This window comes from Prevotella dentalis DSM 3688 (assembly GCF_000242335.1).
GTDB lineage: Bacteria > Bacteroidota > Bacteroidia > Bacteroidales > Bacteroidaceae > Prevotella > Prevotella seregens.
In genome coordinates, this window is sequence record NC_019968.1 from 1,118,896 (window position 1) to 1,142,383 (window position 23,488).

General features: G+C 42.5%; 26 protein-coding genes and 1 pseudogene. 15 read left to right on the top strand and 12 right to left on the bottom strand.

What is annotated here, in order from left to right:
* Positions 1–232: 232 nt before the first annotated feature.
* From PREDE_RS11735 to PREDE_RS11755, 5 genes are read left to right on the top strand one after another with little or no spacing between them, the layout of a single operon-like run.
* Positions 233–1,531: an AAA family ATPase gene (locus PREDE_RS11735; protein ID WP_005847483.1), complete on the top strand. Its 1,299-nt coding sequence runs from the start codon at positions 233–235 to the stop codon at positions 1,529–1,531.
* Between the two features lie 4 nt (positions 1,532–1,535).
* Entirely contained in the window at positions 1,536–2,138 is a 603-nt protein-coding gene (locus PREDE_RS11740; RefSeq protein ID WP_005847481.1) for an RloB family protein, read from the top strand.
* A 21-nt stretch (positions 2,139–2,159) separates the two neighbouring features.
* A complete protein-coding gene (locus PREDE_RS11745; protein WP_005847480.1) occupies positions 2,160–3,101 on the top strand; it encodes a nucleotidyltransferase family protein in 942 nt (313 codons plus the stop codon).
* Positions 3,102–3,112: 11 nt separating this feature from the next.
* A complete protein-coding gene (locus PREDE_RS11750; protein ID WP_174264899.1) occupies positions 3,113–4,765 on the top strand; it encodes a ThiF family adenylyltransferase in 1,653 nt (550 codons plus the stop codon).
* Entirely contained in the window at positions 4,762–6,030 is a 1,269-nt protein-coding gene (locus PREDE_RS11755) for a DUF6602 domain-containing protein (RefSeq protein ID WP_005847477.1), read from the top strand. Before PREDE_RS11750 ends, PREDE_RS11755 begins: the two co-directional genes overlap by 4 nt.
* 189 nt (positions 6,031–6,219) lie before the next feature.
* Here the strand turns inward: PREDE_RS11755 and PREDE_RS11760 are convergent, their stop codons facing one another.
* Entirely contained in the window at positions 6,220–6,876 is a 657-nt protein-coding gene (locus tag PREDE_RS11760; RefSeq protein WP_005847474.1) for a hypothetical protein, read from the bottom strand.
* Positions 6,877–6,913: 37 nt separating this feature from the next.
* Complete coding sequence (locus tag PREDE_RS11765) at positions 6,914–7,342, bottom strand: DUF3408 domain-containing protein (protein ID WP_005847472.1); 429 nt, start codon at positions 7,340–7,342, stop codon at positions 6,914–6,916.
* Positions 7,343–8,049: 707 nt separating this feature from the next.
* Here PREDE_RS11765 and mobA point away from each other — a divergent pair.
* Positions 8,050–8,466 carry a conjugal transfer protein MobA gene (gene mobA, locus PREDE_RS11775; protein ID WP_005847469.1) on the top strand — a complete coding sequence of 139 codons (417 nt, stop codon included), beginning with the start codon at positions 8,050–8,052 and terminating at the stop codon, positions 8,464–8,466.
* An 85-nt stretch (positions 8,467–8,551) separates the two neighbouring features.
* On the opposite strand, the gene PREDE_RS11780 is transcribed toward mobA, so the two are convergent.
* The 9 genes from PREDE_RS11780 to PREDE_RS11820 all read right to left on the bottom strand — a co-directional run bounded on the left by PREDE_RS11780 (position 8,552) and on the right by PREDE_RS11820 (position 17,045).
* The gene (locus PREDE_RS11780; RefSeq protein ID WP_044127438.1) at positions 8,552–8,878 is read right to left on the bottom strand and encodes an RteC domain-containing protein; all 327 of its coding nucleotides are present in this window, start codon (positions 8,876–8,878) and stop codon (positions 8,552–8,554) included.
* A gap of 315 nt (positions 8,879–9,193) precedes the next feature.
* Positions 9,194–9,892 (bottom strand): LytR/AlgR family response regulator transcription factor, encoded by a 699-nt coding sequence (locus PREDE_RS11785; protein ID WP_174264901.1) that lies wholly within the window; start codon positions 9,890–9,892, stop codon positions 9,194–9,196.
* Positions 9,889–10,947 (bottom strand): sensor histidine kinase, encoded by a 1,059-nt coding sequence (locus PREDE_RS11790; RefSeq protein WP_015310523.1) that lies wholly within the window; start codon positions 10,945–10,947, stop codon positions 9,889–9,891. The genes PREDE_RS11785 and PREDE_RS11790 overlap by 4 nt, the downstream gene beginning before the upstream one ends.
* A gap of 69 nt (positions 10,948–11,016) precedes the next feature.
* Entirely contained in the window at positions 11,017–12,012 is a 996-nt protein-coding gene (locus tag PREDE_RS11795; RefSeq protein WP_015310524.1) for a histidine kinase, read from the bottom strand.
* Positions 12,013–12,022: 10 nt separating this feature from the next.
* A complete protein-coding gene (locus PREDE_RS11800; RefSeq protein WP_015310525.1) occupies positions 12,023–13,150 on the bottom strand; it encodes a serine hydrolase domain-containing protein in 1,128 nt (375 codons plus the stop codon).
* Between the two features lie 40 nt (positions 13,151–13,190).
* The gene (locus PREDE_RS11805; protein ID WP_005847466.1) at positions 13,191–14,096 is read right to left on the bottom strand and encodes a DUF6268 family outer membrane beta-barrel protein; all 906 of its coding nucleotides are present in this window, start codon (positions 14,094–14,096) and stop codon (positions 13,191–13,193) included.
* Positions 14,097–14,218: 122 nt separating this feature from the next.
* Positions 14,219–14,581 (bottom strand): hypothetical protein, encoded by a 363-nt coding sequence (locus PREDE_RS11810; RefSeq protein WP_005847464.1) that lies wholly within the window; start codon positions 14,579–14,581, stop codon positions 14,219–14,221.
* A 6-nt stretch (positions 14,582–14,587) separates the two neighbouring features.
* On the bottom strand, positions 14,588–15,790 hold the full coding sequence (locus PREDE_RS11815; RefSeq protein WP_005847463.1) for a site-specific integrase: 1,203 nt from the start codon (positions 15,788–15,790) through the stop codon (positions 14,588–14,590).
* 25 nt (positions 15,791–15,815) lie between these two features.
* Positions 15,816–17,045 (bottom strand): site-specific integrase, encoded by a 1,230-nt coding sequence (locus tag PREDE_RS11820; protein ID WP_044127441.1) that lies wholly within the window; start codon positions 17,043–17,045, stop codon positions 15,816–15,818.
* 284 nt (positions 17,046–17,329) lie between these two features.
* On the opposite strand from PREDE_RS11820, the pseudogene PREDE_RS13645 reads away from it, so the two are divergent.
* Positions 17,330–17,503: pseudogene (locus PREDE_RS13645) on the top strand (tyrosine-type recombinase/integrase); the annotation flags it as partial.
* A gap of 50 nt (positions 17,504–17,553) precedes the next feature.
* Here PREDE_RS13645 and PREDE_RS14120 read toward each other — a convergent pair.
* The gene (locus PREDE_RS14120; RefSeq protein ID WP_004363133.1) at positions 17,554–17,700 is read right to left on the bottom strand and encodes a hypothetical protein; all 147 of its coding nucleotides are present in this window, start codon (positions 17,698–17,700) and stop codon (positions 17,554–17,556) included.
* Between the two features lie 433 nt (positions 17,701–18,133).
* Here PREDE_RS14120 and PREDE_RS11830 point away from each other — a divergent pair, with 433 nt between their 5' ends.
* From PREDE_RS11830 to PREDE_RS11865, 8 genes are all read left to right on the top strand, one after another.
* Entirely contained in the window at positions 18,134–18,514 is a 381-nt protein-coding gene (locus PREDE_RS11830) for a hypothetical protein (protein ID WP_044127189.1), read from the top strand.
* Between the two features lie 78 nt (positions 18,515–18,592).
* Positions 18,593–20,155: a relaxase/mobilization nuclease domain-containing protein gene (locus tag PREDE_RS11835; protein ID WP_005848037.1), complete on the top strand. Its 1,563-nt coding sequence runs from the start codon at positions 18,593–18,595 to the stop codon at positions 20,153–20,155.
* Between the two features lie 443 nt (positions 20,156–20,598).
* Positions 20,599–21,288 carry a ParA family protein gene (locus PREDE_RS11840; RefSeq protein ID WP_005848035.1) on the top strand — a complete coding sequence of 230 codons (690 nt, stop codon included), beginning with the start codon at positions 20,599–20,601 and terminating at the stop codon, positions 21,286–21,288.
* Entirely contained in the window at positions 21,285–21,692 is a 408-nt protein-coding gene (locus tag PREDE_RS11845; RefSeq protein WP_005848033.1) for a hypothetical protein, read from the top strand. Before PREDE_RS11840 ends, PREDE_RS11845 begins: the two co-directional genes overlap by 4 nt.
* On the top strand, positions 21,685–22,287 hold the full coding sequence (locus PREDE_RS14400; RefSeq protein ID WP_005848032.1) for a hypothetical protein: 603 nt from the start codon (positions 21,685–21,687) through the stop codon (positions 22,285–22,287). Before PREDE_RS11845 ends, PREDE_RS14400 begins: the two co-directional genes overlap by 8 nt.
* A gap of 12 nt (positions 22,288–22,299) precedes the next feature.
* A complete protein-coding gene (locus PREDE_RS11855) occupies positions 22,300–22,680 on the top strand; it encodes a hypothetical protein (protein ID WP_005848030.1) in 381 nt (126 codons plus the stop codon).
* Between the two features lie 103 nt (positions 22,681–22,783).
* Positions 22,784–23,146: a DUF4134 domain-containing protein gene (locus PREDE_RS11860; protein WP_005848028.1), complete on the top strand. Its 363-nt coding sequence runs from the start codon at positions 22,784–22,786 to the stop codon at positions 23,144–23,146.
* 61 nt (positions 23,147–23,207) lie between these two features.
* Complete coding sequence (locus PREDE_RS11865) at positions 23,208–23,486, top strand: DUF4133 domain-containing protein (protein WP_005848027.1); 279 nt, start codon at positions 23,208–23,210, stop codon at positions 23,484–23,486.
* Positions 23,487–23,488: the final 2 nt, after the last annotated feature.

Consider the following 23,488-nt stretch of genomic DNA (forward strand, 5'->3'; position numbering starts at 1 on the left):
CAATTTAGTATCATTTTAGCACCATTATTCAGCCACTGCAATAATCTAAATAACGAAATAAATACTATCATAGGATTGGAAATGGGCTTGATTTGAATTTATTTCTAAAAACTCGCGTAAAATACATTTTACAACTGAATTTGGTAATTTTTCAACTAAAACACTGATTATAATTTGTTGTATGAGATTTTATTCGTATCTTTGCATCGTGTAATAGATAAATCCAACGAATATGATAGCAGAATTCAACATTGAAAATTTTTTCTCAATAAAGTCTCCACAAAAGATAAGCTTTGAGCCTTCGTCAGATACTTTTATGTCTGACGAATATTCGTATGAAGTTAAGGATGGGATAAAGTTGCTAAAAGTAGGCATCATATATGGTGCTAACGCCTCCGGCAAAACCAACATCTTGAATGCTGTTGAATTTTTCAGGATGCTTGTGCTTAGGATGCCCAAAGACCGAAACGAGAAAACTGGGGTTGTTCCTTTCATGCTGGATGATATATCAAGGAATGAAAAGACTAAGATGTCAATGGTATTCTATATCAGTCAGTCGAAGTATATCCTTACTTTTGAATTGGATGCAAAATATATCCATTCTGAGACGCTGATTGTTTATGATTCTATCCGACCTACCAAATTGTATAGCCGCAGTTATGATGCAGCAACAGATTCCACGACAATAGATTTCGGTGTAAATCTGAAAATGACAAAGAAAAGCCAAGATGTGATTTCTGGCAACACTATTAATAATTGCAGTGTGCTTGCTGCATTTGGTAAAAGTAATGTGGAGCGGACGAAACTAAATGATGTGTACGATTACTTTGCCAAACAAGTAAAAGAGGTGCTGGCACCGGGTATGTTACTTTCGGGCTATGTTAAATCACGATTGGACAAAGACGAATCGGGCGACTTGAAGAAGTTCATCCTAAACTTCCTGAAAGCCTCTGACTTCAACATAGAAGATGTTGTATTACACGAGGAGGAGGAATTGATTACCCCTGAACTGGAGCAACTGATTCAGAATGCCCCTATTGGTGATGAAGCAAAAGCCGATATGCTTAGAAAGGGGAAAATCACAAATACCGAATTGACATTCAAACATAAAGCAGGCAACAAACTTTATGACTTGTCGGAAGGATACGAATCCAACGGTACAATGAGGTTTTTGGGTATGGCCGTAATTTTGAATTTCTTGCTAAAGACCAATCGGTTTGTTCCTATTGATGAAGTTGAAACAAGCATCCATTACGAACTGCTGGCTTATTTTATAAAAGTCTTTTTAGCGAATAGTGAAGGAACATCGCAAATGCTGTTGACAACGCACGACATTAATCTTCTCAATGAGGATTTCATTCGCCGTGATACGATATGGTTTACCGACAAAGACGAATTGGGCGAAACTAAAATAGTGCGTTTGTCCTCTTTGGGGCTACATAAGAATCTCTCTCCATATAATGCCTATAAACAAGGTAAATTAGTAAAACTGCCGTTTCTTGGCAGTCAGTATATCAACTTAAACGACTGACAATATGGGACGAACAGTAACAAAAAGTATCGCCATCATAGGCGAAGGAGAGACCGAGTGGTTCTACTTCGATTCTTTGAGAGTAGCATGTCGCTACCCTTTCAAGGTTGCGCCAGACTTTCCGCAGCATAGCGACATCAATCATATTCTAAAATTGGTTGAATCCTATTTGAGCAAACAATATGATTTTATCGTATGTCTGTTTGATATGGACAGACTATTTCAGTTTCCATCGGAAATGCAATTGTATCAGCGAGCAAAGAAGAAATATGCTGCAAAGAGATATGCCGGAAGGGTGATGTTTGTAGAAACTAATCCTTGCACAGAGTTCTGGTTCCTGCTACATTTCTTGCCTAATGTCGTTTTTCGGCGATATGAGAATTACAAACAATTGCTTCCTGAATTACAGAAATATATGCCGGGCTATGAAAAAACCAAACGGTATTTCATACGTACCAATCTTTATAAATACTTGACGGAGAATGGTGACTTAGAAAGGGCGATGTCAAATTCCGAAAAGTTGTGCCAACTCTGTAAGGAATCGCCGGAGGATTTGAACGCGTTTTCTGAGATTCACAAGGTTGTAGAGCTGTTAATTAACATATAAACATACACATTTAAAAGAAATATGAATTTTGATAAAAACAAACATTTGAGAGAAGTGTTAGACACACACAAGATGTGTCACATTCAGGATTTCGTGAATAAAGTTAAAAACCGTAGAGAGGAGATTAAGACCAAAATGCACAACCACTACGGTAGCGACAAGTATTCATCGTTTGGCTCTGGCAGTTTTGCTAAGCATACCGCCACTAATGTTAAATTCGACCTTGATTTGGTTGAACCATTCAAGCATAATGCCTTTGGAACATTACAGGAAATGTTTGACAGTATACACGATTTTCTTACAGAAGAATATAAAAACAGCAATGTAACTATTCGCAAGCAAAAGGTTTCTATTGGCGTAAGTTTTCCTATTGAAGAGGGAGATGAGAAGCCTGTTGAAATTGATGTAGTACCTGGTAGGGAACTTAGCGATGATGATTATCTTGATTCGCACGACCTAAATTTATATTTTAATGAAGATCATTGGGGATTCAAGAAAGGGACAAGCCAGAAAACAAACATCCAGAAGCAAATTTCGCATATCGAAGGTAAGTCGAATGAGCGTAAGATTATCCGCCTGCTTAAAATATGGAAAAAGCAAAAGGATAAGAAATACAAGTCGTTCGTTATAGAACTGGCTGTAATAAAAGCCCTTGATGGTTATGATGGTGATAATGGTCTTTGGCCAAGATTAAAATTCACAATGGAGTATCTACGTGACCACATAGCAGAAAGTAGTTTTCATCTTTATGATCCAGGTAATACTAATAACGATGTTATAGCGGCAATGCAGGACTATGATAGACAATCGTTTAAATCGGATATGGAAAGTATGCTCAACAATATAGACAGTAATCCCAATGTGTACCTGCCTTACTACTTCAAGGTAAACGAGAGGTATAGCGGATATAAAGAGAAAGATGCGGGTACGGCTTACCCTACAAGTACAAAACGATTCGGGTAGTATAGAATATGATGACGGCAGATAAAATAAAGAAATTGATAAGTACCCTTTCTGGAGTTAGCCTTGTTGATGATTTTACCATCGATGAGGCTGGCTCGTTGAAAGGTCGTATTGCTGTGGCTACAGGCCAAGACAATACAAATTTGGAATGGAATGTAGAAATCAGCCCTACCTACCCGTTTAAAGCTATGGGCAGTGAACCTATCCATTTTCAAAATAAGAATCTGCTAGACTATCCGCACATTATGCAAGGTGGGAATCTTTGTATGCATCCTGCGGAATATGAGAATGCTGAAAGTCAGTTTGTGAACGACTTGAAACAACTTAAAGAATGGATAGAGAAATACTATGTAAAGGGAAAGAAGGATGCACATTATGAGCATTTGGTAGTGAATCATCATACGATTTGCGGGCAGTATTATACTTTCTGTTTCGCAGAGACTCAAGAGGATTTTACTGAAGGAGACTACGGAATAGTACACTATGCAACGTTGCCAACAGGTCAAAAAAATGACTGCCAAGTCTTCAACTATGTGGCACAAAAGTTTGTGTCGTATCTGAAGACGAAGAAGGTACTGCCATGTAAGATTAGCAAGTCCTACCAAGAATTAAGGTCGTTTGCTGGCGTATATTGCCTACTGAGCGACACCCCATCGGTTTGTAACAAGTTTATTGTTGAGGAGTACGATTCTATCAAGGGGCTATTTTCGCAGAGTCAGAAGAACTATATTCATAGTTTTGTGGTATCGCATAGGGACAAGTATGATTTCTTCCCGTTGTTCTGTGGATATAGAATTCCCGAAGGTGGCGTTCACTGGCAGGCAATGATTCTCTTCATGGATGATCTGCCGATAGAACCTGTGCGGGTGGGCACTGGTAAGAATAGGCTTTGGTTCACTGATTTTAGGCAAGGGCAAATCCAATGGGCAGAAACCGTGGATATTTCCTATAAGTATTTCTTTGGGCGTGGAGCTATGCCAGAAGAACTGGCTAACAAAAAAATGCTGATTATGGGTGTCGGGGCTATAGGAAGTATTTTGGCTGAAACTCTAACAAGATGTGGTGCGAAAAACCTGACTCTATATGACATAGACAATAAGGAACCTGGTAATGTTTGCCGGTCTGCATGTCCTTTTTATACAGGTATAATTGAGAAAACCTTGGATATAACGAATTTACTGACGCAGATTTCGCCTCATGTTGAATGTTCCAGTTTGAAGTCTATTGCTGACTTAGTGATAAAAACATATGTGGCAGGGCATGAAGATAAAAGTGCTCTTGCAGAGTTCTTTGACGAGTTTGATGTGATATTTGATTGTACTACGGATAATCAGTTAATGAGGGTAATGGATTCCGTGGGTACGAAAGCTCTGCTGGTTAATCTATCTATAACAAATCATGCACAGGATTTGATATGTGCCTTTTCGCCCAATGTGCCAGAAACAGTTTTGTTGATATATGGCTTGCTTAAGCACGATATGGAAACCGACATGTATAACCCCACGGGATGTTGGAATCCAACCTTTAAGGCTTCGTATAATGACATAGAATGCAAAGTGCAAGTCGCCGTGAAGCATATTATCAAGATGTTGAGCAAACAGGAAGCATTAAGTGATTTTTATATAACAGAAGACGACTTGAATTTAAAGATAAACAAGTTATGAAGTATTATTTGGCAAGTAATGATTTGTATATAGAGATACCAACCTTAGTATTCAACCAAATAAAGTTGCAGGCTGAGGGCGAATATCCTAACGAGAACGGAGGAATGCTCGCAGGACGATATTCTGCAGATAGGCATACGGTGTATATAGAAAAAGTTGTGGTGCCTATGGAAAAATTGACTGGCAGGACAAAGTTTATGCGCATTACCAAGGGCTTGGAAAATGTTTGGGAACAATTAGCCAAGGAGGGATTGCAATATGTGGGCGAATGGCATAGTCATCCAAATGGTTCTTCACAATATAGCAGCACTGACTTGGCGACTATGATAGATATTGAGAAGGAAGTGGCCATTGAGAATCCATTACTACTGATAGTCAGTGTTAGAAGTAATGGACTTAGTGCTCATAACTTTTATTGTTATATGAATAATCAATTGTTGGAATACAAGAAAATGATAGATTTAAGGGATTTATTTCATGGCTTGCAGAACCAAATGTTGGCTAGCCTGAATGTGAACAGAGAATTTATAGAACATCCCGGCAGCAAAGGTGATGCTACGGAGCAACATTGGATTGCGTTTCTACGGACCTATCTTCCTGACAGATATAAAGTGGATAAGGCCATAGTGATAGATTCGACAGGCAATGTTAGTGAACAGATGGACGTAGTCATTTATGATACCATTTATACACCCTTCATATTCAAGCAGGATGGTTTTATGTATATACCAGCAGAAAGCGTGTATGCCGTGTTTGAAGTGAAACAGGATGTAAAAGGGTATATAGAATATGCAGCCCAGAAAGTTGAGAGCGTTCGTACGCTGAAAAGAACAAGTATTGGTATGGTTGCCTCAGGAAAAACTGCGGCCGCTAGACCACTAACTAAGATAATTGGTGGTATTTTAACTACGACTAGTTCATATAGTGGGAACGATACGGTAAAAAAGCAGTTAAAGGAATTGAAGGGGCTACAGACATTGGATTTAGGATGTCTCTGTGATACAGGCAGTTTTTATGTTGATTATAAAGAAACAGAACCTGAAGGTATAGCCCCAACCAGCAGTATCGAGGATAATCGCAAGTATATAAGACAAGTGTATGAAAGCCGCAAAGTAAAAGAGGTTAAGTTTAGCGACAAAGGCGTGTCTCTCTTTACATTCTTTCTTCAGCTTGTAAACTATTTAAAGTTCATTGGTACTGTTCCTGCTATAGATATTAATGCATATCTGAAAGCCATTCATGCAGAAATTGACGAAGATATTTAAGAGTAGATGCGACAGATTTCGTGAACTACTGCATAATTGCTCTTCGTTTCAATTTCACTCTTAATTTGTCACATTGGTTTTATCATAGATTCGATGAAGATATAATAAAGGTGGTTATGCGTTATATAAAATACGGAGACCACCTTTATTATATTATTCTTTTGAAGCGAGTACCTCTCTAATATGCTGTTAATTTTTTATGCTAAACAATTCATAAAGTTGGGCATTTACATCGCAGTTGTAGTCAATAACACCATTAGTATCTGAGTAGTCCAACAAATCAGGAACTTTCTTTGCCAAAGAGGTCAAGGATTCGTCTGTGAGCAGGAATGCAAAGCGGATGATTTCGCTTGTAGCATACTTAAAGAAGTTCTTGGCTTCTTGCTCTGTTGCGAATGTTTTCAGTGCTACACGAGAACGACCGAATACGCTATGATTATCTACGATAGCGATTTGATTACTACGTTTCTGTCCTCCAGCATTGGCGCTTGATACAATAACTTCCCATCGATTCAAATGTTCAAACCCAGTTGTAATGACCTCTTTATTTGCCACATACCAACGTGCTCTTCCACTTTTACCAGCTTTATCATTGGTGAAAAGTTCAATTTCTGTTTCTGGATTAAAGGTGTCTCCTTCAGTATATTCTCTAACTAAGTCAGGATTGCGTTCAACGAAATCACTTTCGATAGAAAACAAGCAACGTGGTAAAATAGCATCATGTAAGCATGAGAATTTTCCGATGGAGTTTTTTAAGGAATTGGATATCTCATTATCAAGGGGGGTAAGGGAAAATAATTCCTCATTTGGATTGGCACTATAAAAGCAAAACAATTTATTGCCCATTTTGTTGGAGAGTTGCAGGATACAGGTGATAAACGACTCACAATAGCTTCCTGAATTTCATTTCAGCTAATCTGTTGATTTCATCTTTGTAGGTCTCAAGATGGTGAAGAATTATGTTCTCCACATAGATGCCGATGGTCATATCCCTGTTTCTCATAGACATGACTATCTCCGCTAATGTGTCCTGTAACTCTTTGGCAATGTAGATGGTCTTGCGATTTTTCAGGGCGTTGCGACAGATGAAAAGCGACTCATAATCGCCTTTGTCTGACTTTCGCCTTTCTCTTCTTGGGACTCTTGAAAAATCCTTTGATATTGGTTCGTCATTTGGACGTTCCGATTTGACAACCTGCTCTTCTGATTGAGAGCGTTTCATCTCACTCTCTTTTCTTTTCATAGGAATACCCTGTGAAATAAGTTCTCGGATGGCAACGGGATCAACCTTGCCGTTTTGATTCTCTTTCATACTTACTTAATTTTATTGTTATACAATTCACTGTTCACTTCGTTGCCGATATATTTACCGATGAAGATGAATACGTCCGCTATCGAAGATATGCCCGATAATCAGATTGTATCAGCAGGGGTACATCCTTTCGTTCATACCCTTTCTGTGGAGATGTTCATTGGTGTCCATCAATACAATCGTTCGATTGTATCTGCTTTCGCACATTCCCACGTTCGAGTGAAAGGATCAAGGATATGCTCTTTGATATACACCCTCGCTCACACCGCTCATCGAAACGAAATGTTATCGAAGACGCATACCCTCACCGACATATTCGACAGTGCAAATATATGGCTCGGTGATGCTGTAATCAGCGTGATTTTCTTTAGTGCGTACTTGTGACTTCGATTTGGATAGTTGTGGCTTCGTCCCTCCTAATGGCTTTGGGGACAAGAGGCAGTAACTTTGCAGCAAGCGATAAGTCGGTATTTCATGGCTCTGAAAACATACATTTCAAGAAGATAAAGCACCGCCTTTCGAGGCGGATTTATTTGCGTCCGTGCAAATAGCAAGGTATGTTTTATGCAGCACGACTTCGTTTTTGCAGCATAAAACCCTTGCTCTTGCAGAGGGCTGAAAAACTCCGAAGTCGTTTTTCTTGGGAGAGAAAATACCATGTCTCAAATACTGATAATGTCGTGAAACACTAAAATCCAAAGAAAGAAATGAAAATGAAGAAAATTCGGAGCGCACGCTCCAAAGAGAAGATTGAAAAGCGTGTTTCGGTCAATTTCACGCCGACGGAATACGCTCATTTCCTCACGATGAAAGAGGAAAGTGGTGTACCAAGTCTGTCACTATTCATCAAGGCAAGGGTCTTTAATGAGACCTTTCGGGTGATAAAAGTGGATCGTTCCCTGCTTGATTATTACCAGAAACTGACGACTTTGTATGGACAATTCCGCAGTGTGGGAGTCAATTACAACCAGACAGTAGTTACAATGAAGAGCAACTTTACAGAGAAGAAAGCCTTTGCCATGCTCGCAAAGTTGGAGAAACTGACACTTGAATTGGCAATAATCGGAGGTAAAATCGTGCAACTCACTCGTGAGTTTCAAGAGAAATGGCAACAACGGCAGTAGCCATTTTACATCGCATTGTTCTTATGGGTAAAAAAATCAGGCTCCTCTCTCGTTTGAGGAAGCCTGATTGATTATTTGAATGCAATTACCGTTTTTTGAATTTTCCGCCTTTTAGGTCGCTTTCCTTCATTCGCCTGTTCAGCTTCTCCCTAAGTTCGTCAAGGAAATAGGTGCGGCTGCCATCCTTGCGACGTTTCATGTTCATATAGACGTTGTAGCAGTTCTTGATTTCTACCCCGAAGACTTCAGAAAGAGCGTCTGCCAGTTCCTCTACACCGATTTCACCATCGTTGATACAGTCACAGGTGTCGAGTGCGTAAAGCAATTCAACTAAATCTGTCGCCTTGCCTGTCCAACGGAGTTTCTCGGTTGGTTTGACGGGCAAAGCAGGAAGAAACCCCTGTATTCGCATATTCAACAGTTCCAGCTCAGTATCAATGACAGACAACAGTTCTGCCACATTTTTCCCCCGCCCTGTTCGAAGATGGTTTCTCTTGCAGAGATTGCAATCGGAAGCGAGTGTAACGGAGGATGCGGAATAGAGAAATGTTATTGTTCTCTTCCGTGTTCATTTTAATGACTTTTTTGATTAAATCATCAGTTGCATTCCGCTGTTCGGCAGTGGATGAATCATTCGAAGAAAGAACCCTGAATGAAAAAGTTTTGACTAATCTTTCCATACACATTTGATTTGAATTATTGATTGAGATAATAGCAAAGTCAACTGTTATTTCATGAGCCTTTTGTAGAAATCTTCTTTGTAAGTATTGCCGATACTGATTTCATATTTTCCGATGAATACGTCGTTGGTGTCGAACGATTCTATTTTCTCTAAATTCACAACATAGGATTTGTTGATGCGGAAGAAAACAGACGGAGGCAGAAGTTCGTGGATAGTGCGCAGGTACATCTTGGTAATGATGCGTCGATTTTCTGTTTGTATGATTACATAATCCTTTAAGCCTTCTATAAAGAGGATGTCGTCATATCTGATTTTGAAATATCTACGCTCTGATTTCACGAAGAAGAAATCCACATCTGCCTCCACACTTTCTTTCTCTGCATTGATGAGTAGGGTGTGATAGGCAGAAACCTTTTCCACTGCTTTACGGAAACGTTGTTCCTCTATAGGTTTGACGAGGTAATCGGTAGCGTTTACCTCATAGCTGTCCAATGCGTATTCGGAATAGGCTGTGGTAAAAACGACAAGTGTTTGTTGTGGGATTTTACGGGCAAAATCAAGCCCGTTTGTCCCAGGCATCTCGATATCAAGGAATATTAAATCCACAGGATTATCTTTTATGTATTCAGTCGCAGATTCTGCAGACTCAAAATTGCCGACAAGTTCCAGCATTGGACTCTTGCGTACCAATCTTTCCAATCCTTCTCGGGCGATAGGTTCATCATCGACGATGATACATTTTATAGGTTCACACATAAGCATACAGTATATTTATTTTCTTCTTCCGTAATGGATAAGGTATAAGACTTTCCGAATAGCAATTCCAGTCTCCGTTTGATGTTTTTCAATCCCAAACCTCCGTAATGATTCGATGTGCGAGAAGAGGTCTTGGTGTTTTCGCATCGGAAGTGCAGTTGGTTTCCGGATGTGGCAAACGTGATGTGTATGTTTGTCTTTCCTTTGACTTCCACACTATGCTTGACTGCGTTTTCTACAAAGGGAATAAACAGCAATGGATATATGGATATATCTTCCACCACACCTTCTGTCTTGATTTCGTAATAGAAGTTTCCGCGACGTGTACTTTCCAGTTCCAAATAGTCATGCAAGAAGGAAATTTCATTCCGTATCAGAACTTTTTCTTGCGAGGATTCGGACAACTGATAGCCCAACAAATTTTCAAGCCGGGAAAGAATGGCATATGCCAGTTGCGGTTCTTGCTCTGCTTTTATGTTGGCATTATTGAGTGTGTTGAAAAGGAAGTGCGGATTTATCTGGCTTTTCAGTTGTTGCAATTCTGCTTCTGCCGTCGTCTTTTCCAATTCCGATACTCGACGGCTGTTTTCCGCCCAGCAGCGAAACAGTGGTACTACTGAAGTAGAGGCTATCGTCAATCCCAACAATAACATATTTCCCGCGATATTGAAACAAAGAGAGGTCAGCCTGTAACTTTTGGGAACATCGTACAGGGTGTTTTGCACCAGTATGATAAAAAGCATCAACAGAAATACGCACAAGCCGATGGAAGCGAAATATCCTGACAGCTTATTGCGCAACAGGAAACGAGGAACCAGCAGGCGGGCGTTGATATATACGGCGCAGGTGAAGACAATGAAATATGCCATCCATTCGTAGAACCTTGCATTCGTGAGCCGTCCGTGTACACTGCCAGTGTTATAGACCATTTCCATTGTCAAGACAACTATAATGCAAAGTAAAAGCAGGTCTCCCATTCTATGGAATCCTCCTGTTTGGATTTGTGTTCCAATCTTTTTATTTATCTCTTTCAATAATGCCATTCGATTCTTTATGTTTGTTAATTCCCAAAAACTTTATCGGAAAATTTCTTGGAAAGCTTAGGAACTTTTCTAACTCGTTTTGTGTGGGGCGTTTTCTGGTCTTCTTGAGATGGTAAAAATGCACTTATCCATTTGGGGAGGATTCCTATTGTTTGTACAGGTACAGACAAGCGTGCCAGCGCATATTTCAATCTCAATTTCCATTCGTTCTTTTCCCGAAGAATTGAATAGATGTTCTTTTACAAACGATAGTAACGTCAATGGAGGAATGAAACAAATACCAGTCCTCATTTGGCAAGAGAGTGTGAAATCGGTGAGAGCACCGCACTTCTTTTCCAAATTCAGGTAGTCTTTAAGGATTTTGATTTCGGAATTGAGTGGTACAATCGGATTACTGCAATCGTATAGGCGATAGCGTACAATCCGGCTCAGTGTCAATAATAGCGGAGATACTTCCAGAGGTTCGGTCAGGCATAGTGCAGCTGCTTTTTTCAATTTAGCTAAAAGAAATTCCGATCCGATTTTGTTTCTCAAATTTTCCAACTCAACGGTTAGCCTGCGAGTTTCGATTTGTTCCTCCATCTCAGTCATTTGAATCCAATGTTTGTAAAAGACGATTACGGTAATACTCGTCACCGACAATGTCAGTACCGAGAAATCGGAGAAGAAATCGACTGCTTTATTGCGTCCGTCAGAAAAAAAAGAATATAGACCGAAAGGTATTTGATACTTAAAATGAATGTAATACTCCAAGCCGACATTCGCTATCTCGAATGTGAATATTGCAGCGAGCAAAACAGCTGCATATTGCACATATCTTTCTTGTTGTAGCAATTTAGGAATGAAGATGTATATATTCAGATATATCAACAACAGATAAGCTACTATATACGCAAATATAATTCCACAAACATCTCCGCCTCGAATCTGTTCTCCATAGGTAATAAAAATATGGTTTGCGGAGATAATGCCGATGGAGATGATAAGCAGGAAATGGCGAGTCCATCTGTATTTCTTCTCCATTAGAAAATCATATAATACGCTTTGTTTCTTTCTCTCTTGCATATATATACTATTACTTTTTTGCCAAGTCTTCCATTATTTCAAAACACAATGCGTCTACATTTTTCGCATGAGGATGCAGAAAAGAAACATTGGAAAGAATAATGACTCCACTCTTTTCATTCATATCGAATACCATAGAGGAAGAAAAACCGCCCGTACCACCATTGTGCCAATATAAATCGTTTCCGTTATCTGCCTTTACGATATGCCATCCAAGTGCTACGCTAAGTTTATCGTTTACTTTGAAAGTCGGTTTTCTTGTCATTGCAAGTTCTTTGTTGTCCATATCAAATTGAGCCTCTAAAAAACATGCCATATCGTTTGCAGAAGAAAGGATACCACCGGCTCCTAAAAACACATCCGAATCCCATATCCAATTGCCGATAGGAACACCTGTGCGGCTTATTCCTTTGACAAGACCGGTTTCTACCAATCTTGCATCTGTATATGAATTATTCATTTTGTACTTTTTGAAGATTTTATTGGAAACGAGTTCCGTGAAACTGCATTTTTCCATTTGACATAACGTATATCCCAACAAACCTGTTCCCAAATTTGAATACAGATATTCTTTCCTATCGAAAGAACAACATAATTGCAACTGATTTCTGAGGTAATACTCTAATTCAGAGTCGCTGTATTTCTGAAAAGGATTTTCCCGCTCTGCTTTTGTACTGTCTGCCAGAAACTCTGAAAGTTGCAAATTGGAGGGATTTTCTCCCAATCCGGATGTATGATTTGACAGGCTTTCAAAAGTTATCCGCACATCATCCTTGAACGTATAAGGGTAAAATTCGTTTATGTCGTCTGTCTGTTTAATCTTCCTTTCAAGTATTGCATCGGCGAGTAATGTCGCAGTAAAGACTTTTGAAATTGAGCCGATCTCAAAAACCTTATCTTTGTTCTCAATATTTCTAATCGTGTCATTCTGCTTTATCATTCCATAAAAACGGGATATCCCATTTTTTATGAGTACGATGGACAGTTGAGTTTCATTAGACAAGTCCTTTGTCTTTTCAAATATTTTCTGTGTCAGATTTTCCTCTAAATCTGTCAGGTTATTTACGACATTCTGTGAAAAAGTTATTCCACGTCCAAACAGATTTATCAAAAGGAACAGTGCGAATTTTATTTTCATATAATCTTATGATGTATTGAACGTTATGCCTGAGCATTTATTATAATCCGTATCGTATGCCTATTGAAAAATAGGGGGATACACCGAAATGAGGGTAGTCGTCTTTGCTGCTAAAGAAAGCCTTCAATGTCCGTGAACGAAAATAAGCTTCTCTTGATGCGACAATTCCTCCGACAATAGGGATAGAAACATATTTCCCAATTCTGAACTCTGGTTGAATGCCTATATAACCATACTGCATCACGAAATACTTCTTACTGCCGTCTTTCTCTACTGCAGCCATAAGCCCTTTGGATTCCGCATGTATTCCCAGATAGAATCTCTTACTAAATCGTGTACTGATTTCAGCTTCGAATGTATTATACATGGATAATTTGAATTTGTATTTTCCCTCTATTTTCCAATCCAGATATAAGGACGGAAAAATCATTGGATACCCCAGCGCATTATTCAACACGATACCGGCTCCCCAATCCAAATTCTTGTTTGCGTGTCTGATAAATAATACACCTCCCTGACCGAGAAACGAGCTGCCCGATATTTTGTTCAGATCGGATGTGTACATTCCAGCTCCTAAAATACCGAGTATAGACCATTTCTCATTAAGTGGTCGCAGATGCATAACTCCCATTTGAGCATTCATAAGTTCTTTCTCTGTAAAATCCGATGGCATTTCTTTATTTTTCATGGAAGCGTATGTACCACCCAAAGCAACAATCCAAGCCGTCAGTCTCCCGTTTTCATTCTTTCTTACATATAAAGGAAGTCTCGCTGAGCCTTCAAAGGTCTGCAAGTTTCCTTTACCACCAATTTTATTACCATTCTCATCTTTATATACAGACGGAGCAATATATTCTGACTTTAATTGAATCTGGGCAAACACATTCGCTCCTCCCAAAAAGAGGAATAGCATAAAAATATATACTCTGAGCATTTTTTGTTCCATAATAGTATTATTTTAACACAAAGATATCGTATAAAACAATCAGGTTTCAAGAAAATAGACAAATTATAGGTTTTCAACATACAAAATAGGGTGTTTGAATATACTAACATTCTTCTTCATACTTAGTTCCACCATCCGTGTTTGCTATGATGCACAATTAGTGGAGAAAAAAGTATTTTCTTCTCAATGAGTTTGCTAATTATCCATTTTCGGAAGAGCTTTGCTTGTGGAGAAGGAAAGCGAAACGACAGCATCGTTATCATTTCAAGGTTGTATAAATCCACTGCACCGCCCTTAAACGATAGCGTTTGCATCACCTCATCTTCTCTGAGCAAGCCCTCTTTGAGGATAGACTTGATGTGGCTGCTTACCTTACCGGAGAATACACCGAACAAGGTGGCTATTTCGCAAGCCGACATCCAAACGGGAGTTGTCGGGATATGTACTTTTCCGTTCTCTCCAATGGTTATGATTTCTCTTTTCATAGTAATTCAATATTCATTGTTTTTTCTTCTTTCGATTAACCTATCCATATCCTCTGCAATCTTCTTCTCGGAAATCTTCGCATAGATCTGCGTGCTGGTGATGGAGGCGTGCCCCATCATCTTTGCGATACTCTCCGTACAAATCCCCTCGGAAATCAAAAACGAGCCGAAGCTGTGTCGGGCTTGATGGTAGGAGAGGTTCTCCTTTCGCCCGATGATAACACCCAGTTCGTGTACCTCGAACCACATAGAGTCTCTGCTCGGCAGAGGAAAGACCGGCTGCGTATCATCGGTCGTATTGTACAAATCAAGTATCTGCTCGGCTATCGGATGCAGAGGAATGAAGGACTCTACTTTCGTCTTCTTGCGGTTGATGCGAATGTATCTTCTATCGTCGGTAGTCCGCCCGATATGGTGCGGATACAGCAGTTGGGTATCGACATAGGCGAGTCCCGTAAAACAGGAGAAGATAAAAGTCCGTCGAGCCAATTCCTTCAAAGGGGCATTGACGGGCAGTTTCAGTTCCAGCAGTTGTTTGAGTTCCGCCCTGCTGATGTGCATCCGCTTGGAGGGTGGTTTCTTCTCATACTCCAGTTCTTCCAAAGGATTGGCACGGATGATCTCATGGTCTACGGCAAGATACATCAGTCTGTTCAGCCAACAAAGGCAATGGTTGGTCTGCAATGCCCCGAAGTTCTTATATCGCTTCAGGTAGACCTTGTATTCCCGTCCGAATTCTTCGGTGATATCCGAAAAGGCAATATCCGTCTTACCTTTCGAGTCCAAGAACTCACGGATATAGCTCTGGTAATACTGTGAGCTTCTGTAAGCCGAAGTGGAGTCGATTTCCTTGGAGCGGACGGCAAGGCGTTCCCGTTCCCTTTCTCCCATTTTGAGCAGATGGGTAGGAATGACCGCATGACCTGCAATTTTGTTTTTCAATAGTTCGGCACTGACCACACCCTGCTCTTTGAGCATTTCATCATAGAGCTGCTCCGCATGCTTGCGGAACTCTTTCAGGCGATTGTTCGTCCGCACCTCTACGGTCTCCGCCTTTTTGGCATTCCACTGTTTGGGATTGCAGGAGATGCCGGTGGTTATCGTCGTACTTTTCCCGTCAATGGAGATTCGGCAGAGTACGGCGGTCGTGCCGTCTGCGCGGACTTTGCTTCGGTTGATGTATAACAATAAAGAAAATGTGCTACGCATAATTCGTTTGTTATCTATGGGGTGTTTATAATATGAGTTTCAAATCCTTTGTCGCTTCGATGTATTTGTCCATATCCTCGAAAAGCTTCTTGGGCGTAACCTTCGCATACACCTGAGTAGTTTGCAGGTTGGAATGCCCCAGCATCTTGCAGATGGTCTCGATAGGAACGCCGGCTTCCAAGGTAATCAGCGATGCAAACGAGTGCCTGCCGGCATGGTAGGTCAGGTCTTCCTTGATGTCGGCAAGGACAGCCAGACATTTCATGAGGCGGCGCATATTGGGATAGTGCAACATCGGGAAGAGAGTCTGACGGTCGTCATCCCTGTATTTCTCTATCAAGGCAAGGGCTTCGGGCAGCAGCTTGACACAGGCACGAAGCTCGTTTTTCTTGCGGCGGTATTTAAGCCACAGCCCGCCATCGTCATCCGTGAACAGATTGTCACGTGTAACGGAAACGGCATCGGCGTAGGCTGTTCCCGTATAGCAGGCAAAGAGAAAGAGATCTCTTGCCAAGATATGGGAGGCGCGATGTTCGGGGATTACCAAGTCACGGATTTTCTCGAAGGATTCTCGGCTTAGGGCTTTCGGCGTTTTTTCCTTTGGTTGGGGAAGACTGAAATGGGCGAAGAAGCATCTGTCGGCATGTCCCTCCTTATAGGCTTTTCGGCATACTTTCTTGACGATAGCCAGATAGTGCCGGCAGGTATCTATGGCAAGTCCTTTCTCGTCCAAGATGAAACTCTGGTAATCGTGGATAAACTGCTCCGTCATCTGACCGAAAGCAACGTCTTTGGTGCGAAACTCCTTTTCGATGAACTCTGCCAAGGTTCTCCGGGTATAGATATAGGCAGGGTAGGTTCCTTTTGCCCGGTCTATCCCGATACGCTTTCTCAGTTCCTCACAGACGATGTCCGTCATTCCCAACAGGGTCATCTGTGTTTCGAGGCTTCCCTGAAACAGGTTCTTGACAGCTTCCGCATCGAATTCCGCGTTTCTTCCCACAAGCGTGTCGAATGCCGTGTGGATGGAGAGCATCAGCTTGTCCAGCTTCGCATTAGTCTCCACGGCTTCATGGCTCTTGCCTTTCAGACGGCTTTCACGAGGATTCCATAAATCGGGCGTACAGGAGATTTTGCAACCGAACTGCACCATCGAACGATTGACGGTGATACGTCCCATGATGGGGGCTTTGCCCGACTTGTCCAATCGGCTCTTTTTGAGGTAGAGCAACACCTTGAATTTCTCTATTTTCATACGCTTTAATTCTATGGGCAAAATTACCCGTTGTTAAAGCGTTCTTTGACAAGCAAAACATTGTGAAACAGACAGAAAGAAACGAGGTGGGAAAAATCTTCCAATAATCGTTACCTCAGTTTGTTCAGGAAACAAGCGGATAACGGTTTGGTAACTGAAAGGTCTCAATATCCCATACTGTTTTGCCTATCCCTATCTGTTGCAGAATATAGAAAAACGACTAATTCACAACCTGTTACCATATTTTCACCTATGTTCCTCTTACACTTGCTTATGCTTGTATTTACCACATGGCCCGGCACTCATTTGCCACGCTTGCCCTCGCCCATGATGTGCCCATCGAAAATGTGGCTCGGATGTTGGGACATCAAAACATACGCACTACGCAAATCTATGCGAAAGTGCTGAAAACGACCATTGAGCGTCATGCCATAAGCCTCCAAAAGGCAATCAGATGAATTTGACAACAACCCACATAGAGCCATACCTCCCACTTCGAGGCATGGCTTTATGTTTTACGCTCCATCAGATAGTTCACCAAATAGGCGATGCCGCCAAAGAGCATCCACAAGACATACAGAAAGCCTTGAATCACCCAACCGATCAGCTGGAAGATGGCCCTGAACAGGATATATACGAAGAGAAACACTTGCATCTTAAAACATTATTAGCCATACCAAAGATACGAAAAATTACTGAGAAAAGCAAATAATACAGTATATAAAGCATTGGTTATCAGCAAGTGTTTTACGATTTAACATTCTCGCAATGTCACTATTTCACGACTTCGCTTCTTCGTTATTTTGTGAAGGGGCGGTCACGTGATTTCGATTTCGGTTTATCCCTATATCGCTAAATCGGGATTTTATCATCCCTATTTCACGAAAACACTTTCTTGAAAAAGAAACCATGGGAACACCGTAGCTCGTCATTTCTTGCTAACTTTAAGTCAGACAAGCAGGTGGCGGGACTACATTTCCCTTACGGAGTTTGGGTAGCAAGTTGTACTTTTGTGCGGACAAAAGTGACTTGCCAACTCTGTCAAGTTGGGGATTATTCTTCGCAACTCAGAATAGATACGGAAGGATATAGAACGAAAGACGAAACGGCTTTGGATAAGGATGTCGGCACAGGATGCCGAGCTGATCAAGCAGAAGGCAGCCAACTACAAGACAGTAAGTGGCATGATATGGGATGCCATCAAACAATTTGATGATACAGGAACAAAACGGAAAATTGTTGCCCTGAACGAGATGATAGCTTTCTACAAGAAGTATCAGCAGGACTTGGCATGGATGGGCGGCAACTTCAATCAGGTGGTCAAGCGTGCCAACGAACTGGCGATAGCCAATGAGCTTACCGTTCCCTATTTTGAAAAAGTGCTTTACCCTCAAATCATGGAGCTGCAAAGGCTCTTAACAGCGTTAAAACAGGAACAGCATCAGATAGCCAAACGATTAACACGATAAGAAGAAAAGCCGTAATCGGGAAATACCGATTTACCGCTCCCGTATTCTCACGATAATGCGAAATCACAAGAAAGCGACATGATAGCAACCATACTACCCTCCAGCACAACATTCCATGCCGTCGGGTACAACGAGCGAAAGGTGGCCAAAGGTCAGGCCGTACTTCTTGAAATGAAGAACTTCGGCTACGTGGGCGCCATTGACGGCTACTCGCCCGAACAGTTGCAGCAATACCTGATTGACTATTCGGCAAGAAACGGGCATATCCGCAAGGCACAGTTCCATGTGGCCATTTCCTGCCGTGGCCACGAATACTCCCAGGAGCAACTTTTGGACATTGCCCACCAGTATCTCCAAGAAATGGGCTATAATGAAGAAGGGCAACCCCTGCTTATCTATGCCCACCATGACACCGACAATAATCACCTGCATATCGTTACCAGCCGTGTGGCTCCCGACGGGCATAAGATAAACCACAACCACGAGCGCATCCGCTCACAGGAGGCCATCAATAAGATTGTCGGCGAAGACGAGGAACTACGTGGCGATCTGTTTCTGAAGGAGGCTCTCGATTACAAGTTCAATTCGCTTACTCAGTTCAAAGCCATCCTGGAGGCGTCCGGCTATGAATGTTTCGAGCGTGGTGGCCACCTTGAAATTGCACGTGGCGGACGGGTACGAACAAAAATCGGAATAGAAGATTTGACGGCAAGATTCGCCATCATTGATGAAAAGGAGACCTATAGACGCCGGAGGCAGTTGGGAGCCATTCTGAGGAAGTATCGCAACATGGTTGCTGACCGCAGTGAGTTGGCAGACATCATGCAAAAGAAGTTTGGCGTGTCGCTTGTCTTCTTCGGTTCAAAGGATAAGCCCTACGGTTACATGATAGTGGATCACCACAAACAGGCGGTGTATAAAGGCGGCAGCATACTCTCCATCAAGCAACTGCAACACTTTATGAGCGAAGAGGAACGTATCAATAAGGTGGAACTTTTTGTGGATGCCATGCTGGAGGAAAATCCCCGGATGATAGCCTACGAACTCAACAGAATGTTGTGGCGGCAGTACGGTACTCGCATTGCCAAGGGGCGTTTCAAATTGTATGGCGGCAGGGAGGTCGCCCTAAGCGATAGCGTGCAAAAGGTATTGAAATTCAACTACATGCTGCGCCGCGTCCAAGACTTCCGCCCAGTAAATGAGACGGAACGTGACATTCTCTGCCGTATCTGGAAGATTGAGAATCCCCACCTTATTCATATAGAACCACACGGCATCCTCAACAATGGCTTTGCCGTGGAAGTGCTGAACAATCTGGCCACATCGACCGAAAAGCAAGACCTGGGAGCCGCACTGAAAACAAATCACCTCGCCATTTTCAGGCAAGGTGACCAATACTATTGTGTTGATTTCTCGCACAAGTGCATCTTCAACTTAGCTTCATTGGGCATCGACTTCAAGGCCTTGCTCCCGGCCCTGCAAGAGCTCCAACCTGTTTCAGTCCAAAGTCTCCACCGTTCCAATGGCATCCTCAAAAATGTCCTTTCGCACCATACATCGACTTCCGACCGCAACGCCGAATGGGAAGTGGGTGGCAATGGTGGATATGAGGTGGATGGAGAGTGGAAACTAAAAAGATAGATACGACACAAATAGAGCCGACAAGGTGATTTGCTAAACCAATTACGGTGCTACTCTATCATCTCGCAAGCTCTATACTGCAAAATTAGTTTCTTCTTTTGTTATCCTATAATTTCAAATACAGAATTTGTTAAACATCTGTAAAATAATGGGTTAAAACACCTTGGAGGTATTCCCTATAAATCCCTTGCTTTTCCGAATGGTCATTCTGGGTATCATCAATGCTTAAATCTGTCTTAAAGAAGCATATCTATATTGATTTGCAAGTTTCACCTACTATCCCTATCTTTGCCAATGATTTCAAGATTTAGCACCTTCATCATATGCTTAATCCGCAAGATGCCTATTTCACGAAATAACACTACTGGGGCCCAACTCCATTTGATAATCGGCCTTCCAAAAAGGAGTTTGTTATTATCAATCAACTAATAACAACCTCGACAATGAGCGACAACATCATGATTACCTTTGCCAATCAGAAGGGCGGTGTCGGAAAGACAACGCTCTGCACGATGTTTGCCAATTATCTGGCAGCAAAAGGAGAAAGCGTACTCGTTGTGGATTTCGACCGACAGCAGACCATCTATTCCAAGCGGAAGGAGGATGTGGAGAAATACCAAGGGGTGCGACTGCCTTATACCGTTCAGCCTTTCGACATCAAAGACACCAATAATGTCAAGGAGTTTCTTACCAGTCTGTGCGAAGGGTACAAGGGCATCGTGTTAATGGACACGCCCGGCAACTTGTCGCAACAGGGTCTGGTGCCCATCTTCGCCCTCAGTCATTACATCGTATGCCCTTATCAGTTTGAGGCTACTTCCATCAGTTCTACAGCCACTTTCATCGGCTTCATCGTCAAACTTCAACGTATGCTGCCCATCATGAAGGGCCGGTTCATCTTCGTCGTGAACAAATGGGACAAGCGGTATGGTCGGAAGGCAGAACTGGAACTGTGGGATAAGACCGAGGAGAGGCTACGCCACTTCGGACTGGTCGCACCACGCATAGAGGTCAAGGCGGATATGCAACGGTACAACACCATCGAACTGATGGGCTCGCAAAACGACATCGTATCGCCCACCTTCGACTTTATGTATCAACAGATCTTCAAACCTAAAGAGCAGACAAAATGAAAGCAAACATTCCCCATTCGCAAACGCCACCTACCAACGACCTGCTCAACCTGCCCGATATTGACGGGGTATTTAATGAGGTGAAAAGGCCATCTGTTCCATCACCTTCGCAAGCTGCACCCAAGGTATCACCCCTCGACATCCACAAGACCGATGGTAGTTGGAAGCTTTTCCAGCAGTATGCACGGCAATACGGCTACCGTGTCAAGAAGAACGACCGCAAGAACTACGAGATAGACAACGAGGTGGTGGATCTTCTGAAGCTCTGCAACATCAACAACATGTCTGTTACCGACATCATTAACGCTGCCCTCCGTGCCTTCATTGGCACCAACAGCGGCTACCTCAAAGAGTTTCTACGCAGGAACGATTATATTGTCAATAATCTTCAAAATCATGTATAGGCAAAGCATTATATGGACAACAGCTATGGTGGATTTCCTTCTCGACCACTACAAGGAGACGAATAACGCCTCCTTAGCAGAACGATTGGGAATTTCTCTCAGTTGCCTTCGCCGGAAGCTGCATGAGTTGGGCTTGCGGAAACGACCTGTCACCAAGGCGATGACGGTGGCAGATACTGTCAAGCGGCTATACAGCAGCCATTCTCATAGTGAGATAGCCCGACTTACAGGCATTTCTACAAGGACGGTATCACGGATCGTGAAGAAGCACCATCTTAGCAGAACGTCAGACGATGCCCGGCAGATAAGGTCGCGCAGCAGGAAGTGCATCATCAAACGGGAGAAGGCTCGTGTGTTGTTCGGACTGCCACAGAAAACCAGCATCAAGGTGGTCGGTAACAAAAGACGGGTGGTATTGAAGAGCATCCTGAAGTCGTGCGGCTACCTTGTCATCCCAGGCCACAATACCTTATATTATAATGAGGGGCTGAAGCGCAGACCGATCCGTGAGAGCAACGGACAGAAGCTGGGGTTGCGGTTTCAGCCCATGAGTGCCTATCCTGCCGCATCAGCTCAATGTCCATCATTCACTTAATGCCGGTTGTCTATGAACTTTCAGTTATTTTTAGGCTTTATCCTGACTTGCTACCTCTGCTATTACTTCGGCACGGTGGCCTACGACCTGCTGGCAAACAGTAAGCGAGCTGCCAGCGAAGACGACAAAATGCAGGAGGAAGCCATCGACATCTCCGGTGAAGTAAGAGAGTTTACGCCGATCCTCATCACCCGCCCCGTTGTTAAGAAACAGAAGGCGGCTGCCATGAAGCGAAAACAGACGGCAGAGCTCCTGATGACCGGCGGCATTGAAGTAAGCAACCTGCTAGTCAAGGTGGAGGATCTGTCAAAGGAAGGCGAGAACAGTGAACTGGGTGGCTTGCTTGCCGAATGGAAGGAGTTTGAGCCAGACAGAGGGAGCATTTCTTCATAACAGCATATTGACCTTTATCTTTAATATTTCAGACGTAGCACTTTAACTTGTTTCACTTACGGCTTTAACATGGAATTGTATTTCAAATTTAATCCATTCGATTATGTCGCAATTAAGAGAACAAGCAGGAAAATACGTCAGACGTGCTTGGAGCTTTGCGAAGCGTCAGTCTTTGAAATTAGCAGTAGGCGTGGGGATATTCGCCCTGAGTACAGGAACAGCGTTGGCCAATAGCAAGGGTGCGGGCGGCTTTTCCAAAGCCACCACGGAGATTTCTTCGTATCAGACCCCTGTTTCCAACTTGATGAAGGCCATCGCTGCCGTTATCGTGCTCGTGGGCGCGTTCAATGTGTATTTCAAGATGCAAAACGGCGACCAGGACGTGAAAAAGACCATCATGCTCACTATCGGTGGCTGTGTGGCTTTCATCGCCATGTCGGAGGCTCTTCCGCTTTTCTTCAAGTGATCAACCGGCAGGGGCCGGACCTGCCAACCAAGCATCTGGCTCCTGCCTAATTTTAACTTCTATGGAAGATTTTTACCCCATATATAAGGGTATTCAGAAACCGCTCGAGTTCATGGGCATCAGAGGCAGGTTTCTCACCTTCGCTGCCATCGCCATCGGTGTGTCCTTTCTCGGTTTCATCCTCTTCTCCATCATCTTGGGTAAGTTGGCAGGCTTCATCGCCATGATTGTCCTTGCCCTTGTCGGACTGGCTACCATCTACATTCGGCAGCGCAACGGGCTTCACGCCAAACGCCACGATAAGGGTATCTACATCTACCACGGAATCTTCAAACACTAATG

Excerpts from the sequence above, each read along its gene's own strand:
- PREDE_RS11735 (WP_005847483.1), top strand. The coding sequence starts at position 233 with ATGATAGCAGAATTCAACATTGAAAATTTTTTCTCAATAAAGTCTCCA.
- PREDE_RS11780 (WP_044127438.1), bottom strand. The coding sequence starts at position 8,878 with ATGCGAATACAGGGGTTTCTTCCTGCTTTGCCCGTCAAACCAACCGAG.
- PREDE_RS11840 (WP_005848035.1), top strand. The coding sequence starts at position 20,599 with ATGAGCGACAACATCATGATTACCTTTGCCAATCAGAAGGGCGGTGTC.
- PREDE_RS11760 (WP_005847474.1), bottom strand. The coding sequence starts at position 6,876 with ATGGGCAATAAATTGTTTTGCTTTTATAGTGCCAATCCAAATGAGGAA.
- PREDE_RS11810 (WP_005847464.1), bottom strand. The coding sequence starts at position 14,581 with ATGAAAAGAGAAATCATAACCATTGGAGAGAACGGAAAAGTACATATC.
- PREDE_RS11835 (WP_005848037.1), top strand. The coding sequence starts at position 18,593 with ATGATAGCAACCATACTACCCTCCAGCACAACATTCCATGCCGTCGGG.
- PREDE_RS11745 (WP_005847480.1), top strand. The coding sequence starts at position 2,160 with ATGAATTTTGATAAAAACAAACATTTGAGAGAAGTGTTAGACACACAC.
- PREDE_RS14120 (WP_004363133.1), bottom strand. The coding sequence starts at position 17,700 with ATGCAAGTGTTTCTCTTCGTATATATCCTGTTCAGGGCCATCTTCCAG.
- PREDE_RS11740 (WP_005847481.1), top strand. The coding sequence starts at position 1,536 with ATGGGACGAACAGTAACAAAAAGTATCGCCATCATAGGCGAAGGAGAG.
- PREDE_RS11800 (WP_015310525.1), bottom strand. The coding sequence starts at position 13,150 with ATGAAAATAAAATTCGCACTGTTCCTTTTGATAAATCTGTTTGGACGT.
- PREDE_RS11855 (WP_005848030.1), top strand. The coding sequence starts at position 22,300 with ATGAACTTTCAGTTATTTTTAGGCTTTATCCTGACTTGCTACCTCTGC.
- PREDE_RS11820 (WP_044127441.1), bottom strand. The coding sequence starts at position 17,045 with ATGAAAATAGAGAAATTCAAGGTGTTGCTCTACCTCAAAAAGAGCCGA.
- PREDE_RS11750 (WP_174264899.1), top strand. The coding sequence starts at position 3,113 with ATGACGGCAGATAAAATAAAGAAATTGATAAGTACCCTTTCTGGAGTT.
- PREDE_RS11865 (WP_005848027.1), top strand. The coding sequence starts at position 23,208 with ATGGAAGATTTTTACCCCATATATAAGGGTATTCAGAAACCGCTCGAG.
- PREDE_RS11805 (WP_005847466.1), bottom strand. The coding sequence starts at position 14,096 with ATGGAACAAAAAATGCTCAGAGTATATATTTTTATGCTATTCCTCTTT.
- PREDE_RS11845 (WP_005848033.1), top strand. The coding sequence starts at position 21,285 with ATGAAAGCAAACATTCCCCATTCGCAAACGCCACCTACCAACGACCTG.
- mobA (WP_005847469.1), top strand. The coding sequence starts at position 8,050 with ATGAAAATGAAGAAAATTCGGAGCGCACGCTCCAAAGAGAAGATTGAA.
- PREDE_RS11860 (WP_005848028.1), top strand. The coding sequence starts at position 22,784 with ATGTCGCAATTAAGAGAACAAGCAGGAAAATACGTCAGACGTGCTTGG.
- PREDE_RS11795 (WP_015310524.1), bottom strand. The coding sequence starts at position 12,012 with ATGCAAGAGAGAAAGAAACAAAGCGTATTATATGATTTTCTAATGGAG.
- PREDE_RS11790 (WP_015310523.1), bottom strand. The coding sequence starts at position 10,947 with ATGGCATTATTGAAAGAGATAAATAAAAAGATTGGAACACAAATCCAA.
- PREDE_RS14400 (WP_005848032.1), top strand. The coding sequence starts at position 21,685 with ATGTATAGGCAAAGCATTATATGGACAACAGCTATGGTGGATTTCCTT.
- PREDE_RS11765 (WP_005847472.1), bottom strand. The coding sequence starts at position 7,342 with ATGAAAGAGAATCAAAACGGCAAGGTTGATCCCGTTGCCATCCGAGAA.
- PREDE_RS11815 (WP_005847463.1), bottom strand. The coding sequence starts at position 15,790 with ATGCGTAGCACATTTTCTTTATTGTTATACATCAACCGAAGCAAAGTC.
- PREDE_RS11755 (WP_005847477.1), top strand. The coding sequence starts at position 4,762 with ATGAAGTATTATTTGGCAAGTAATGATTTGTATATAGAGATACCAACC.